Consider the following 14,674-nt stretch of genomic DNA (forward strand, 5'->3'; position numbering starts at 1 on the left):
GTAATTTGCAGTGAAACGAAAAACCCGGCAGCCACAATGCGGGCTGCCGGGTTAAATGCGTGTTAAGGACCGGTAATAAACCTGATCCTTGGCCTGATTTGTCGGTCTTAGAGGATCGACTGGCCGGTTTTTGCCCAATCGGCGACAAAGGTTTCAAGGCCCTTGTCGGTCAGCGGGTGTTTGAACAGCTGGCCAAGAACCTGCGGCGGGATGGTGACGACGTCGGCACCCAGACGGGCCGAATCGACAACATGCTGCGGGCCGCGTGCGGACGCGACGAGGATTTCGGTCTGCCAGTTCGGGTAGTTGTTGTAAACTTCGGCGATGTCGGCAATCAGCTGCATGCCATCGGACGAAATATCGTCAAGGCGGCCAACGAACGGCGACACATAGGTCGCACCGGCCTTGGCGGCGAGAATGGCCTGACCGACCGAGAAGCAAAGGGTGACGTTGGTCTGGATGCCTTCGTCGGTGAAGGTACGGCAGGCTTTGAGCCCGTCCGGGGTCAGCGGCAGCTTGACGACGACATTGTCAGCGATTTTCGCAAGTTTGCGGCCTTCGGCAACCATGGTTTCATAGTCGGTCGCGGCAACTTCGGCGCTGACCGGGCCGTCAACCACGTCACAGATTTCCTTGATCAGATCAAGGAACGAACGGCCGGTTTTGGCAACCAGCGACGGGTTGGTGGTCACGCCATCAACGAGGCCGGATTTGGCGATTTCGCGGATTGCGTCGATGTCGGCGGTGTCGATGAAAAACTTCATTGGATTTCCTGCTCAGGAGCTTTTGAAGATCGTTGTTCGATGATGCGGTTAGCTGATAGGGTCCGGTTCCATTCAAATGACGGTACCAGACGCCCAGTGCTGTGGGACCGTTTTCTTTTGTGCCACAAGCCGGTTATGCATAATCATGCGACCAACCCAGAGGCATCCTGACGGGGTTTATAATATATGAGCGCCGCAAAGGCCATATCGGGAAATCTGTTTGGTGATGATCCGGCCTTTCAGGTGACGGGTGAAACGATCAGTGTTCTGCCGCCGCTGCCCTTGGCGGGCCCGTATGATTATCTTGTCCCCGAGGGTCTGAGCGTTCAGCCCGGCGACTTTGTCGAAATTCCACTGGGCCGTCAGACCCAGCGCGGCGTCGTCTGGGGTAAGGCCAGGGGCGACGTCGATCCGGCCAAGCTGCGCGAAATTTATGGCGTTTTGCAGGCACCGCCAATGGCCGATGTGACGCGAAAGTTCGTCGATTGGGTGTCGGCCTATACCATGGCGCCGCAGGGGGCGGTGTTGCGCATGGCGATGAGTGTTGCCGACGCGCTGGAGCCGCCCAAGCCGATTTTCAGATTTACCCTTGCCGATCCGGCAGATGGCGATGGGGATGCCAGCGTTCGCATGACGCCGCCGCGCAAGCGGGTGATGGCGTTCTTGCGTGACCATCCGCCGATGGAACAGGCCGATATCATGCGCGAAACCGGTGCCGGGGCCAGCGTGATCAAGGGGCTGGTCGAAGCAGGCGTCGTCCGGCGTTTGATGGTCACCCCGCCATCGCCGTTTGACGACCCCGACCTTGATATTGCGCGCCCGCATTTGTCGGAGGCACAGGAACGCGCGGCAGACATGCTGTGTGCCAAGGTGGCGGGGGATGGGTTTTCGGTCACGTTGCTTGATGGTGTGACCGGGTCGGGCAAGACCGAAGTTTATTTCGAGGCAATCCGAACCGCGTTGGAGGCGGGACGGCAGGTGGTGGTCCTGTTGCCGGAAATCGCCCTTTCGGCGCAATGGTTGCAGCGGTTCCGCGACCGATTCGGCGTTGAGCCCGCCCTTTGGCATTCCGAAGTCGGGCAGGCGCGGCGACGCGATACATGGCGGGCGGTGGCCGATGGATCGGCAAAGCTTGTGGTCGGGGCAAGGTCCGCGCTGTTTCTGCCCTATGCCAATCTGGGCCTGATCGTGGTGGATGAAGAACACGAACATGCGTTCAAGCAGGAAGACGGCGTGATTTATCATGCGCGTGACATGGCGGTTGCGCGTGCGCATCTGGGCGGTATTCCGGCGATTCTGGCGTCCGCCACCCCGTCGCTTGAGACTTTGGCGAATGTCGAAGCCGGACGGTATGAGCGGGTCGAGCTTTCGGAGCGGCACGGCATGGCGGTTTTGCCAAGTGTCGAGATTGTCGATATCCGGCAGGACAGGCCGGAGCGGCAACGCTGGATCACGCCGACCTTGAAAAAGCGGCTGGCGGAAACATTTGCCGCCGGGGAACAGGCGATGCTGTTCTTAAACCGGCGCGGTTATGCGCCGCTGACGCTTTGCCGGGCCTGCGGGCATCGGTTCCAGTGCCCGAACTGTACGGCGTGGCTGGTGGAACATCGGGCATGGGGCAAATTGCAATGCCATCATTGCGGCTATCAGGCCAAGGCCCCCGATAGCTGCCCGGCCTGTGGGGCGGAGGAAAAGCTTGCGGCGTGCGGGCCGGGGGTGGAACGGCTTTATGAGGAAGCGGTCGAGACATTCCCGCAAATCCGCATCGAGGTCGCGACATCGGACAATATCGCCGGGCCAAAGGCGGCGGCGGAGCTTGTCAATCGGGTGCATAATCACGAGGTTGATTTGCTGATCGGCACGCAGATTTTGGCCAAGGGCTATCATTTCCCGATGCTGACCCTTGTGGGGGTGGTAGATGCCGATCTTGGCCTTGCGGGTGGGGATTTGCGCGCGGCCGAACGCAGTTATCAGTTGATGACACAGGTGGCGGGGCGGGCCGGACGCGGGGATCGACCCGGCACGGTGTTGCTGCAAACCGCCGACCCGTCCAACCGGGTGATCAAGGCGATTGCGGCGGGCGATCGCGATGCGTTTAACGAGGTTGAATTATCGCAGCGCATGACGCATGGCATGCCGCCGCATGGAAGGTTGGCCGCCCTGATCATTTCGGGGAAAAAGGAAAACGAGGTCGACGAAGCCGCATGGCGGATTGGCCGGGCGGCACCGCGCGGTGATGGCATTGTCGTTCTGGGACCGGCCCCGGCCCCGTTATCGTTGCTGCGCGGGCGGTATCGCCGCCGTTTCCTGATCCGGGCGGATAAACAGGTGCGGTTGCAGGCGATGATCCATGACTGGTTATCAAAGGTGAAAACACCGGGCAGTGTCCGGGTGCAGATCGATATCGATCCTTACAGCTTTATGTAGGGTCGGTTCGGATTCAGTTCTGATATTGGGACTGCCACCAGTCGAGGCCATCCGGGCCGAGGTAATCCTGAAAGATGGTGGCGAGGCGGCCATCATTGCGCATTTCGCGGATGATCTGGTCATAGCGTTTGAGAAACGCGTCCTTGTCCGGGTAATCCGACGCCTTTGAAAACACGTTATAATAGGGCGCGCGGCGAAGCGGCGGATAGATGAAGGCGATTTTTTCGCGTTGCCCGTTGCGCAGGGTTTCGTAAAGCGTGCTGAGGTAATTGACCGGCACGACATCAAAACGGTTTTCCAGCAGCATCGGGATCAGCAGATCGTTTTTGGCGACGATTTCGATATCAAGCCCGGATTGCCAGAAGGTATCGGTATAGGAATATTCCGCTGCCGCCCCGACGCGGTGGCGCGCCAGATCGGAAAAATTATCGAAGGTGATCCGGTCCCGGTCTTCAATCCGCACGGCAAAGCGCCAATCGAGCAGAAGATGGGCTTCGTCGGGATAGTGCAGATACTGGCTGCGTTCGGTGTTTTGCGACAGGGTCAGGATGATGTCGCTGCTGCCGGTCTGGGCATTATGCAGAAGACGACGGCCATTATCGACAAGCTGAAAGCGGTAATCGGTGATGCCCATATCGTTGAGCACTTCGGTCATGATGTCGATATCAATGCCACGCGGATCACGGTCGACCATCCATTTCAGCGGGGCTTCGGATAGGCCTTCGATGATCAGGGTGCGGGCATTTGCGGCCAAAGGAAAAGCAATAACGCACAATGTTGCGGTCAGGGCGCACAAATTCTGTAGGCGATATCGGAGCAACCTCGCCATATGCACGAACTTCCGGCATCGTGCCATATATTGTCTCCCGTCATGCTTGCGGGTTATGGATAGCCCAGATTTTTATATTCCATGGATAAGATTTGATGACGAATGTTAAAAATTCAACAAGCCTGCGCGAAAGCCAGCAAAGCATATGTGACTGGGCCGAAAAGATTTTTGGCCCGGTTGCCGATCCCCGTGCGCTTGTTACGCGTGCGATGACGGAGATGAAAGAGCTTGATGAGGCGGTTGTTGACCGCGATCTTTCGGAAATCGGGCGCGAAGCGGCGGATGTGATGATTTTGCTGTATCGGCTGGTCGATCAGTTCGGTCTGGACCTTGATCACGAAGTGCAGGCGAAAATGGCGATCAACCGGGCGCGGCAATGGTCGGCCAAGGGCGATGGCACCGGGTCGCATATCTAGGGTCCTGACCCTGATTGGCGGATCGGGCCACCGGTAGGGTGACCCGACGCGATGATATCAGTTGGCGCTGTAGACCTTGCTGGACTTGCTGGTGAGCCAGGCCGGGATGGATTGCTTTTTGGAGCCGACGGTGGCGCTGTTGAAATTGTCAGCTTCGAGATAGACGTGGGTGGGGCTGATGCCCTCGGCACTCATCCAGCTATCGGAGGGCACATCTTCAGCCGGGGTTTCGGACAGCGGGGCGGTCACGGCATCGCAGGCGATTTTGTAAACCGTGGTTTTACCGCCGAATGCATTGAGGCGGCTGTCGGCCATGGCCTTGTAATCCGCCGATGTCAGATCGACAAAAACGGAAATTGCGGTTCCGGCCTGATCCTGATCATCGTAATAGGCGCGCGAGGCGGATGGCACGAAGGGGTTGGCGGTGCCGGTTTCGACAAAACGGAAATAGCCGGTGCTACACGCGAAGGCGTTGATCGGAAGCAGCAGGGCAAGGCCTGCAATCAGCAGGCCGGCCAGAGGGGACATCGAGGGCAGTTTCATTTGAACCTCCTTGGGGATGACATGGGTGTCCGGAATTGACGCCGGGAAGGTTCGGATGTGATGTCGATTACACTTTTTGATCGGAAAAAACGGTTATCGATCAGGGGTTGTATGGGCCGCATCGTCGGAAAAATCGGGGATTCGTTCCTTAAAGGTGATTTCCCAAAGACAGAATCCGCCGATGGCGGGAGAGGCGGCATTATAAAATAGTTGTAAAAAGCCTCGAAACGCGAGCGATCCGGGGCTGTTTTGCCCCAACTTCAGTAAAGAATGAAAAAGACCGCCCAAATGGCGTTGCGCGGGGGTTGCCCCTGTCATGGACATGTGATACCAAACGCTCGCTTCTCGGCGGGAACACCTTCCGAGAGACCATTTTTTTATACGTATCCGAGTCGTTCTCATAACCAGAATTGAGGGCTTTCACCGGTGTCCCAAAATACTGCCGCGACCGGGCTTCAAGGGCGTTACGCCACAGCATTATTCGAATTGGCCCAGTCGGCCGATGCGCTTGATGCTGTCAAAAGCGATCTTGAATTGCTCGACCAGGCCATCGTCGAAAGCGATGACCTGCGGAATGTGCTCCGTAGTCCCGTGATTTCCCGGGATGTGCAGGCCAAGGCAATGGCGGCCCTTCTGGACAAGCTTGGCGTTTCCGAGTTGACCAAGAAGACCGTTGGCGTTCTGTGTCAGAAACGCCGCCTTTTCGTTCTGCCGGATGTTATCAGTTCCTACCTTTCCATGCTCTCAGCTTTCAAAGGCGAAGTGACCGCACAGGTGACGTCGGCTTCCGAGCTGAAGAAAGAGCAAATCGAAGCCGTTACCGGCGCTCTTAAAGAAGTTGTCGGTGCCACTGTCAAAGTGGACCTGAATGTCGATCCGGCGGTTCTTGGCGGCCTTGTCGTCAAGGTCGGTTCCCGGGTTTTTGATGCCTCGCTTCGTACCAAATTGCAGAAGCTCGAGCTCGCTATGAAAGGGGTTGCGTGATGGAAATCCGCGCCGCGGAAATCTCCGCTATTCTTAAGGATCAGATCGCCAATTTTGGCGCTGAAGCCGAAGTTGCCGAAGTCGGTCAGGTTCTGTCTGTCGGTGACGGTATCGCCCGTGTTCATGGTCTTGACAATGTTCAGGCCGGTGAACTGGTCGACTTCCCGGGTGGCATCAAGGGCATGGCCCTGAACCTTGAGGAAGACAATGTCGGTATCGTTATTTTCGGTTCTGACCGTACCATCAAGGAAGGCGACCAGGTCAAGCGTACCGGTGCCATCGTTGACGTGCCGGTTGGCAAGGAATTGCTGGGCCGCGTTGTTGACGCGCTTGGCAACCCGATCGACGGTAAAGGTGAACTGGGTGCGAAAGAACGTCGCCTTGCCGACGTCAAGGCACCGGGCATCATCCCGCGCAAATCGGTTCATGAGCCGGTCCAGACCGGTATCAAGTCGATTGACTCGCTGATCCCGATTGGCCGTGGCCAGCGCGAGCTGATCATTGGTGACCGTCAGACCGGTAAAACCGCGATCATCATCGACACCATCCTGAACCAGAAGCCGGTGAACGATGCCGCGAAATCCGACAGCGACAAGATGTTCTGCATCTATGTTGCGGTTGGTCAGAAACGTTCGACCGTTGCTCAGGTTGTGAAGGTTCTTGAAGAACGTGGTGCGATGGAAAACACCATCGTTGTTGCCGCGACCGCTTCTGATCCGGCGCCGATGCAGTTCCTGGCACCGTTCGTTGCCTGCGCAATGGGTGAATATTTCCGCGACAATGGCATGCATGCCACCATCTTCTATGATGATCTGTCGAAACAGGCTGTTGCCTATCGCCAGATGTCGCTGCTTCTTCGCCGCCCGCCGGGACGTGAAGCTTTCCCGGGCGACGTTTTCTATCTGCACTCCCGTCTGCTGGAACGTGCTGCGAAAATGAATGACGAAAACGGCGCTGGCTCGCTGACCGCACTGCCGGTTATCGAAACCCAGGGTAACGACGTTTCGGCGTTTATTCCGACCAACGTGATTTCGATCACCGACGGTCAGATCTTCCTTGAAACCGACCTGTTCTATAAGGGTGTTCGCCCGGCTGTGAACGTTGGTCTGTCGGTTTCGCGTGTGGGTTCGTCCGCGCAGATCAAGGCAATGAAACAGGTTGCCGGTTCGATCAAGCTGGAACTTGCCCAGTATCGTGAAATGGAAGCTTTCGCACAGTTCGCATCGGATCTTGATCCGGCGACCCAGAAACTGCTGGCACGTGGCGCACGTCTGACGGAACTGCTCAAGCAGCCGCAGTATTCGCCGCTTAAAGTGGAAGAACAGGTTGTTGTGATCTATGCCGGTGTGAAGGGTTACCTTGACGGCGTGGAAGTTGGCAAAATTCGTGCTTTCGAAGAACAGTTCCTGAACGATATCCGTTCGACCGGTTCTGACATTCTTGATGCGATCCGCACCGAGAAGGTTCTTTCGGAAGCCACCGAAACGAAGCTCAAAGCGTTCCTCGACAAGTTCGCGAAAACCTTCGCGTAAGTCTGAAATTTAGGCGAAGGAGGAAACGCAATGGCTAGTTTGAAGGATCTGCGCTCGCGCATTGCCAGCGTCAAATCGACGAAGAAAATTACTTCGGCGATGAAGATGGTGGCGGCCTCCAAGCTCCGCCGTTCGCAGGATGCAGCAGAAGCAGCCCGTCCCTATGCGGATCGCATGGGGACGATGCTGGGACGGCTTGCAGCCGCGGTTGGTGGCGCACAGGGGGCACCGAAGCTTCTGGCAGGTACCGGCAAGGATGATGTGCATCTGCTCGTCGTCTTTACCGCGGACCGTGGCCTTTGCGGTGGTTTCAACGCATCGATCATCAAAGCAACCCGTATCAAGGTCCGCGCCCTTCGCGCGGCTGGCAAAACGGTGAAGCTGATCTGTGTTGGCCGCAAGGGTGCCGATGCGCTCAAGCGTGAATTTGGTGATGCGATTGTCGCCCGGTATACTGGCGTCGAAGGCAAGAAGGGGATTGATTTCTCTGCTGCTACCGACGTTGCCGACAAAGTTCTGGCGCTGTACGAAGAAGGCGAATTTGACGTCTGCTCGATCTTCTATAACAAGTTCGTGTCAGCAATTTCGCAAGTCGTGACCGAACAGCAGCTGGTACCGTTCGCGGTGCCGGAAGCCGACGGGCAGGAAGAAGCTACCGGTTCTTCTGCGGTTTATGAATATGAACCGTCCGAAGAAGCCATTCTGGCTGATCTGCTGCCGCGTAATGTCGGGGTCCAGATTTTCGGTGCGATGCTGGAAAGCAGTGCATCCGAGCACGGTGCGCGTATGTCCGCGATGGATAACGCAACCCGCAATGCCGGCGATATGATCGACCGACTGAGCATCCAGTACAACCGCTCACGTCAGGCCCAGATCACCAACGAACTGATTGAAATCATTTCCGGCGCCGAGGCTTTGTAAGCGGGTCGCAGGAACTAACGGATAGTTTTGTCCGAGCAGGAGACAATACCTATGGCGAACAAGAAGGCGGGGAAAATTTCCCAGGTTATGGGCGCCGTCGTCGACGTTAAATTCGACGGCGATCTGCCTCCCATTCTGAACGCGCTGCATGTTGACAACAACGGCCAGCGTCTGGTTCTTGAAGTTGCACAGCACCTTGGTGAGAATGCCGTCCGTACCATCGCGATGGACACCACCGAAGGTCTGCGTCGCGGTCAGGAAGTCATTGATACCGGTGACGCGATCCTGGTTCCGGTTGGTCCGGAAACCCTTGGTCGTATCCTGAACGTCATCGGCGAGCCGGTCGACGAACGTGGTCCGGTCAACGCGAAAATGACCTCCCCGATCCACCGTGAAGCACCGTCTTTCACCGATCAGTCAACCGACACCGAAATCCTGGTTACCGGCATCAAGGTCATCGACCTGATCGCGCCGTACACCAAGGGTGGTAAAATCGGTCTGTTCGGTGGCGCGGGCGTGGGTAAAACCGTTCTCATCATGGAACTGATCAACAACGTGGCAAAAGGCCACGGCGGTTATTCGGTTTTCGCAGGTGTTGGTGAACGTACCCGTGAAGGTAACGACCTCTATCACGAGATGATGGATTCGGGCGTTATCAACCCGGAAGGTGCATCCAAAGCCGCACTGGTTTATGGCCAGATGAACGAACCCCCGGGAGCACGTGCACGTGTCGCCCTGACCGGTCTGACGATTGCGGAATATTTCCGTGATGAAGAAGGCCAGGACGTTCTGTTCTTCGTCGATAATATCTTCCGCTTTACCCAGGCGGGTTCGGAAGTGTCGGCACTTCTGGGTCGTATCCCGTCTGCCGTGGGTTATCAGCCCACACTCGCAACCGACATGGGTGCGCTTCAGGAACGTATTACCTCGACCAAAAAAGGTTCCATTACCTCGGTCCAGGCCATTTACGTCCCTGCCGATGACTTGACCGACCCGGCACCGGCAACCTCGTTTGCCCACCTTGATGCGACCACGACGCTCAACCGTCAGATCGCCGAGCTTGGCATCTATCCGGCTGTTGATCCGCTCGACAGTACCTCGCGTGCGCTTGATCCGGGCGTTATCGGCAAGGAACACTACGAGACCGCCCGTGAAGTGCAGCGTATCCTTCAGACCTATAAGGGTCTTCAGGACATCATCGCAATTCTCGGCATGGACGAGCTTTCGGAAGAAGACAAACTGGTCGTGGCCCGTGCCCGTAAGATCCAGCGTTTCCTTTCGCAGCCGTTCCACGTTGCAGAAGTCTTTACCGGTACTCCGGGCGTGTTCGTTCAGCTCGAAGACACCATCAAGGCATTCAAGGCCATCTGTGCTGGTGAATATGACCACATGCCTGAACAGGCATTCTACATGGTCGGCACCATCGAAGAAGCCATCGAGAAAGCCAAGAAGATGGCCGAAGCTGCCTAAGGCAGCTTCGGTCCCCCTTCCCATACGGGAGAGAGGACTGTCATGACTGATACGACTGTATTGGAACTTGTTTCGCCGTCTGCCCTGCTCAAATCCGAGCCGGTCGAGATGGTCGTTGTTCCGGGCACGGACGGGAATTTTGGCGTGCTGCCGAAGCATTCGCCGATGATCTCGACCATTCGCCCCGGTGTCATCGACATCTATGCAGGTGGCAAGGTTTCCGAACGTATCTTCGTTGCCGGTGGCGTCGCCGAGGTTAACCCCGAGCGTTGCACCATTCTGGCCGAAGAAGCGGTTCCGGTTTCCGATATCAAGGCCGATGAAGCCCAGGCACGTCTTGAGACCGCGCAGGCGGATCTGAAGGCGGCAACCACGGCGCATGACAAGGCGAATGCCGAGCGTGCGCTTGAGGTTGCCCGTGCGCAGATTGCCGCACTGTCCAACTGATCATCGATCTTCGACTTTGTTAAAAAGGCCGCTGTTGTGCAGACAGCGGCCTTTTTGCTTTTGGCATGTCAGAAGGGCTGATCGGGAAAGCGTGATGGGGGTAGCCGCAACCGGCGGCGGGATCAGGGGGACGGGGTCAGGGCAAGACCGAGCCAGAAAGATTCGATCATCTTCATCAGTTCGATGAATTCCGTGACATCGACCGGTTTGCGCAGATAGCAGTTCGCCCCCGCCGCATAGCACAGATCCACATCATGTTCGGCCCCCGACGTGGTCAGCACGATCACAGGGATCGAGGCGGATGACGGATCATTCCGGATTTCGCGCAGCATTTCGCGGCCATCCTTGCGGGGCATGTTCAGGTCCAGCAGGATCAGGCGGGGTCTTGGCGCATTGCGATAGGGGCCATCCTGTTGCAGGAACTGGCGCGCGGTCATCGCATCCTTGACATGATGCAGCGTAACCGGGTGGGTGAATTCACGGAGCGCTTCCTGAACCAATCGGGCGTCGCCCGGATTGTCTTCTATCAGCAGCAAATTGCTTACGGCCCCGCTTGCACCGGCGATCATGCGACGTCCTTATTCTTTTGGATGGGGAATGTCGGAAACTCCCCCTTTTGATAGATGAGAATTATAGTCAATCTTTTAGGGGAATTGAAGAAAAAGACAGAATAAATTCAATCTTGTAGGCGAAAAGTTTGAAATTTCTGAATCCGGTTCACTTTTTCAACGGGTCAAATTTGAGGAAACAGAACGCCAAATCAATAGGATACAGGCGAAAGTTTGATCAAAATACTATCCTTGCGTATTATTTGGTTGGCTGCATTCGTATGGGTGTAAACAGAAAAAACGCACCGCGATTTTTCACGGTGCGTTCGATTCTGGGTGATGAATGATGGTGGCCGTTTGGGGCCGGTCAATTCGCAGGGATGCCCAGTTCATCGGCCAACCCGGCAAAGCGGGTCAGAAGATCGGTATCATCGGAAAATACCTGCCGGGCGTTGTCATAGGCCTGCTTTGCCTGATCGGGTTGGCCGATCACCATATAGGCGCGGATCAGACGGGCCCAGCCTTCGGGGTTTTCCGGGTTTTCCGCCAGTTTGTCGGCCAGCTGCGACACCATGCCAAGGATCATTTCCTGACGTTCTTCGGGCGACATTTCGGCGGCGGCTTCCATGTCTTCGCGCGAGGGTCCCCCGGGCCCGGCAGGGGCGTTTGAGGCCATTGGCGGGGTGATCTTGATCCGGCCGGTAATGTCGATCCCCTGGGCGAGGGCGGCTTCGTCGATCCGGGCCAGCACCATCGGAAGCCATCCGGCATCGGACGGCGCACCATTCACCAGCACGATCCAGCGATCAATCGCGGCAGCGACATTGCCGTTCTGCGCATCGGCAAGACCGAGGAAATACTGGATGCGGGGGTCCTTGCTGCCGGATTGGGCGGCTTCTTCGAGTGCGCCGCGGGCGATTGTGTTGACCTGGCCGTTATTCGCCCGGATGACGCTTTCGGCATACATCGCCAGATAATCACCATCGCGACCGGATTGCTTGACCGCTTCGAGGAAGGCGGTCTGGGCTTCTTCGGCGCGCCCAAGTGCCATCAGACTGGCGCCAAGCAGTTCCCAGCCCTTGAGGTCATCGGGATTTTCAAGCAGGCGGTTTGACAGGTCCTGTACGGCGCGGTTCAGCGCGTCATTGCGGCTGGCGTCATTTTCGCTGGCCTGCCGGGCGGCCATGATTTCGTCAGTACGGCTGGCCATGGGGCGATCACGAAGGTCGGGGCGGCCAAGATCCAGATAAAGGCCGATACCGCCGACAAACAGAAGCAGGGTAAAGATCGCAACAGCCGGGCGCAGGCGGGAGATGCGCGTTGCGGCCTCGCCGGATTGCTGGCGGGTGCTGATGCGCTGATCGGTGGCAAGGATGCGGCGCTGGACTTCGGTGCGGGCGGCGTCGGCCTGTTCGCCGGTCAGAACGCCGCGTTCGATGTCGCGTCCGATTTCGGCAAGCTGGTCGCGGTAAACCGCAAGATCGCGTTGCAGTTCGTCTTCGTCCATGTCGGCAAGGTGATCATCACCCGCATCGGCACTGGCGGAACGCGCATTTCGCAAGATCGGCCAGAGGACGTAACCCGCCACCAGAGCCGTCAAGGCGCCAAGAACAATCCAGATGGTCATTGAGAATCCTATTCGGCGGGTACGGTGTGAACCGTTTTGGTGGAGCGGGCAGGGGCACCGACGCGATAACGACGATCGGAGAGCGACATCAGACCACCCAGCACCATGATGATGCCACCGGCCCACATCCACGGGATCATCGGTTTGACATAGAAGCGCGTCACCCATTTGCCGCTGGCGTCTTCATCGCCGATGACAGCATAGATATCGCCGGTGAAACCGGACCGGATTCCGGCCTCGGTCGTGGGCATGCCTTCTACGGTGTAGACGCGCTTTTCCGGGGTAAGCGTTATGGTGCGTTCGCCCGGGGTTGCGATGGTGATGGTGGCCTCGCGGGCGAAGAAGTTCGGCCCCTGATATTCGCGAAGGCTGCTGAGCGTGAAGGTATGGCCCGAAACAACCGTGCTTTCACCGATGGCAAGCGATTGAACCGATTCTTCGGTCCATGCCTGTGATCCGGTGATCCCGGCAATGACAATCGCCATCCCGGCATGAGCCAGCATGGTGCCGTGTGCCGAGCGTGGCAGATTGCGCATCCGGCGGAAGCTGGTCGAGAGCGGTTCGCGGAAAAGCTTGATCCGTCCGGCCCATTCCAGCATCGTTCCAACAAACAGCCAGATCGCCAGCCCCATGCCAAACAGGGCAAAGGCCGGACCACCGGCAAGCCAGTAGGTGACGATCAGAACGAGGATCACGGCGGCAATGGCGATTTTGAGCTTGCCCAGAACCGCAAACAGATCGGCACGTTTCCAAGGCATCATCGGCCCGAATGCCATGGCAATGATCAGGGGCGTCATGATCGGAACGAAGGTGGAATTGAAGAACGGCGCGCCGACCGAAATCTTTTCACCGGTCAGGGTTTCAAGCAGCAGCGGATAAAGGGTGCCGAGCAGCACCATGGCCGCGGCAATCGAGAGCAGCACGTTGTTGAAAACAAGTGCGCCTTCGCGCGAGATCGGCTGAAACAGACCGCCGCCCTTCAGGGTTGGCGCGCGCCACGCATAAAGGGCCAGCGACCCGCCCACCGTCAGACACAGCAGGAACAGGATAAACACCCCGCGCGTCGGATCGGTGGCAAAGGCATGAACCGATGTCAGCGCGCCCGACCGCACAAGGAAGGTGCCGAGCAGCGAGAAGGAAAAGGCAAGGATCGACAGGAAGATCGTCCAGCTTTTGAGCGCGTCACGTTTTTCAACGACAATCGCCGAATGCAAAAGCGCGGTTCCGGCCAGCCACGGCATGAAGGATGCGTTTTCAACCGGATCCCAGAACCACCAGCCACCCCAGCCGAGTTCGTAATAGGCCCACCAGGAGCCAAGCCCGATCCCGGCGGTCAGGAACATCCATGCGGCCAGCGTCCAGGGACGGACCCAGCGCGCCCATGCCGGATCAACCCGGCCTTCGATGAGTGCGGCAACGGCAAAGGCAAAGGCCACCGAGAAACCGACATAGCCGAGATAAAGGAACGGCGGGTGAATGGCGATGCCGGGGTCCTGAAGCAGCGGGTTCATGCCTTCGCCGTTGAGCGGCGGATTAATCACGCGTTCGAACGGGTTAGACGTCAGAAGGATGAACAGCAGGAAGCCGAGGGCTATCAAGCCCATGACGCCGACGACGCGCGCCAGAAGGCTTGGTGGCAGGTTCTGGCCAAAGCCCGCGACGGCAGCCGAAAACAGGGTCAGGATCATCACCCAGAGCAGCATCGAGCCTTCGTGGTTGGCCCAGACGCCAGTGATTTTATAGATCAGCGGTTTGGAGGTGTGGCTGTTGGCGACCACATTGACGACCGAGAAATCGGATGTGACATAGGCATATGTCAGGGCGGCAAAGCTTGTACCGACAAGGGCAAAGCAGGCAATCGCCAGACGTGGCGCAATTTTCAGAAGTGCGACATCACGCCGCGATGCGGCCAGAAACGGGATGGTCGACTGTGCCAATGCCACCACGAGTGACAGCACCAGGGCATAATGTCCGATTTCAACAATCATAAGTGGGCCTGTTGTTTGCTCTTATCCGCCTGCGGGGCTGATATAGTCGCTCCGGTCTGGTTTGAAAACCTTGCGGAATATCAAATATGCGCTATTTGCTGCACAGGCGAAGGTCAAAGTATGGCAATAGTCATTACATATTACGCCAATTCACGATATAAAACCGCAATCAGCGAGC

The 14,674-nt window shown here is 57.5% G+C and carries 13 protein-coding genes; 7 read left to right on the plus strand and 6 right to left on the minus strand.

Features of this window, described 5'->3' with window-relative positions:
* Nucleotides 1–107: 107 nt before the first annotated feature.
* Nucleotides 108–764 (minus strand): fructose-6-phosphate aldolase, encoded by a 657-nt coding sequence (gene fsa, locus P8T57_RS10845; protein ID WP_037990470.1) that lies wholly within the window; start codon nucleotides 762–764, stop codon nucleotides 108–110.
* Between the two features lie 186 nt (nucleotides 765–950).
* On the opposite strand from fsa, the gene P8T57_RS10850 reads away from it, so the two are divergent.
* Nucleotides 951–3,191: a primosomal protein N' gene (locus tag P8T57_RS10850; protein ID WP_341363104.1), complete on the plus strand. Its 2,241-nt coding sequence runs from the start codon at nucleotides 951–953 to the stop codon at nucleotides 3,189–3,191.
* Nucleotides 3,192–3,204: 13 nt separating this feature from the next.
* On the opposite strand, the gene P8T57_RS10855 is transcribed toward P8T57_RS10850, so the two are convergent.
* Nucleotides 3,205–4,020 (minus strand): ABC transporter substrate-binding protein, encoded by an 816-nt coding sequence (locus P8T57_RS10855; RefSeq protein WP_341363105.1) that lies wholly within the window; start codon nucleotides 4,018–4,020, stop codon nucleotides 3,205–3,207.
* 95 nt (nucleotides 4,021–4,115) lie between these two features.
* Between P8T57_RS10855 and P8T57_RS10860 the strand changes: the two genes are divergently transcribed.
* The gene (locus P8T57_RS10860; RefSeq protein ID WP_083379432.1) at nucleotides 4,116–4,436 is read left to right on the plus strand and encodes a DUF550 domain-containing protein; all 321 of its coding nucleotides are present in this window, start codon (nucleotides 4,116–4,118) and stop codon (nucleotides 4,434–4,436) included.
* Nucleotides 4,437–4,493: 57 nt separating this feature from the next.
* Here P8T57_RS10860 and P8T57_RS10865 read toward each other — a convergent pair whose 3' ends face one another.
* Nucleotides 4,494–4,979, minus strand: a complete 486-nt coding sequence (locus P8T57_RS10865) for a hypothetical protein (protein ID WP_341363106.1) — start codon at nucleotides 4,977–4,979, stop codon at nucleotides 4,494–4,496.
* A gap of 426 nt (nucleotides 4,980–5,405) precedes the next feature.
* Here P8T57_RS10865 and P8T57_RS10870 point away from each other — a divergent pair, with 426 nt between their 5' ends.
* The 5 genes from P8T57_RS10870 to atpC are packed head-to-tail and all read left to right on the plus strand — an operon-like array spanning nucleotide 5,406 to nucleotide 10,333.
* Entirely contained in the window at nucleotides 5,406–5,963 is a 558-nt protein-coding gene (locus P8T57_RS10870; protein WP_007089181.1) for a F0F1 ATP synthase subunit delta, read from the plus strand.
* The gene (atpA, locus tag P8T57_RS10875) at nucleotides 5,963–7,495 is read left to right on the plus strand and encodes a F0F1 ATP synthase subunit alpha (protein WP_007089180.1); all 1,533 of its coding nucleotides are present in this window, start codon (nucleotides 5,963–5,965) and stop codon (nucleotides 7,493–7,495) included. Before P8T57_RS10870 ends, atpA begins: the two co-directional genes overlap by 1 nt.
* 30 nt (nucleotides 7,496–7,525) lie before the next feature.
* Complete coding sequence (locus P8T57_RS10880) at nucleotides 7,526–8,416, plus strand: F0F1 ATP synthase subunit gamma (RefSeq protein ID WP_007089179.1); 891 nt, start codon at nucleotides 7,526–7,528, stop codon at nucleotides 8,414–8,416.
* A 51-nt stretch (nucleotides 8,417–8,467) separates the two neighbouring features.
* Entirely contained in the window at nucleotides 8,468–9,886 is a 1,419-nt protein-coding gene (atpD, locus tag P8T57_RS10885; RefSeq protein ID WP_007089178.1) for a F0F1 ATP synthase subunit beta, read from the plus strand.
* A 42-nt stretch (nucleotides 9,887–9,928) separates the two neighbouring features.
* Complete coding sequence (atpC, locus tag P8T57_RS10890) at nucleotides 9,929–10,333, plus strand: ATP synthase F1 subunit epsilon (RefSeq protein WP_007089177.1); 405 nt, start codon at nucleotides 9,929–9,931, stop codon at nucleotides 10,331–10,333.
* 122 nt (nucleotides 10,334–10,455) lie between these two features.
* Here the strand turns inward: atpC and P8T57_RS10895 are convergent, their stop codons facing one another.
* The 3 genes from P8T57_RS10895 to P8T57_RS10905 form a co-directional block, all read right to left on the minus strand.
* The gene (locus P8T57_RS10895; protein ID WP_007089176.1) at nucleotides 10,456–10,902 is read right to left on the minus strand and encodes a response regulator; all 447 of its coding nucleotides are present in this window, start codon (nucleotides 10,900–10,902) and stop codon (nucleotides 10,456–10,458) included.
* Nucleotides 10,903–11,248: 346 nt separating this feature from the next.
* Nucleotides 11,249–12,508, minus strand: coding sequence for a c-type cytochrome biogenesis protein CcmI (gene ccmI / locus P8T57_RS10900; RefSeq protein ID WP_341363107.1), 1,260 nt, complete (start codon nucleotides 12,506–12,508; stop codon nucleotides 11,249–11,251).
* A gap of 8 nt (nucleotides 12,509–12,516) precedes the next feature.
* A complete protein-coding gene (locus P8T57_RS10905) occupies nucleotides 12,517–14,496 on the minus strand; it encodes a heme lyase CcmF/NrfE family subunit (protein ID WP_037990475.1) in 1,980 nt (659 codons plus the stop codon).
* Nucleotides 14,497–14,674 lie beyond the last annotated feature (178 nt).

Origin of the sequence: Thalassospira sp. SN3W (assembly GCF_038070535.1) — a bacterium.
Taxonomy (GTDB): domain Bacteria; phylum Pseudomonadota; class Alphaproteobacteria; order Rhodospirillales; family Thalassospiraceae; genus Thalassospira; species Thalassospira xiamenensis.

What these genes read in the sequence shown, in the direction of transcription:
- fsa (WP_037990470.1), bottom strand. Translation starts at nt 764, where the DNA reads ATGAAGTTTTTCATCGACACCGCCGACATCGACGCAATCCGCGAAATC.
- P8T57_RS10850 (WP_341363104.1), top strand. Translation starts at nt 951, where the DNA reads ATGAGCGCCGCAAAGGCCATATCGGGAAATCTGTTTGGTGATGATCCG.
- P8T57_RS10855 (WP_341363105.1), bottom strand. Translation starts at nt 4,020, where the DNA reads ATGGCGAGGTTGCTCCGATATCGCCTACAGAATTTGTGCGCCCTGACC.
- P8T57_RS10860 (WP_083379432.1), top strand. Translation starts at nt 4,116, where the DNA reads ATGACGAATGTTAAAAATTCAACAAGCCTGCGCGAAAGCCAGCAAAGC.
- P8T57_RS10865 (WP_341363106.1), bottom strand. Translation starts at nt 4,979, where the DNA reads ATGAAACTGCCCTCGATGTCCCCTCTGGCCGGCCTGCTGATTGCAGGC.
- atpA (WP_007089180.1), top strand. Translation starts at nt 5,963, where the DNA reads ATGGAAATCCGCGCCGCGGAAATCTCCGCTATTCTTAAGGATCAGATC.
- P8T57_RS10880 (WP_007089179.1), top strand. Translation starts at nt 7,526, where the DNA reads ATGGCTAGTTTGAAGGATCTGCGCTCGCGCATTGCCAGCGTCAAATCG.
- atpD (WP_007089178.1), top strand. Translation starts at nt 8,468, where the DNA reads ATGGCGAACAAGAAGGCGGGGAAAATTTCCCAGGTTATGGGCGCCGTC.
- atpC (WP_007089177.1), top strand. Translation starts at nt 9,929, where the DNA reads ATGACTGATACGACTGTATTGGAACTTGTTTCGCCGTCTGCCCTGCTC.
- P8T57_RS10895 (WP_007089176.1), bottom strand. Translation starts at nt 10,902, where the DNA reads ATGATCGCCGGTGCAAGCGGGGCCGTAAGCAATTTGCTGCTGATAGAA.
- ccmI (WP_341363107.1), bottom strand. Translation starts at nt 12,508, where the DNA reads ATGACCATCTGGATTGTTCTTGGCGCCTTGACGGCTCTGGTGGCGGGT.
- P8T57_RS10905 (WP_037990475.1), bottom strand. Translation starts at nt 14,496, where the DNA reads ATGATTGTTGAAATCGGACATTATGCCCTGGTGCTGTCACTCGTGGTG.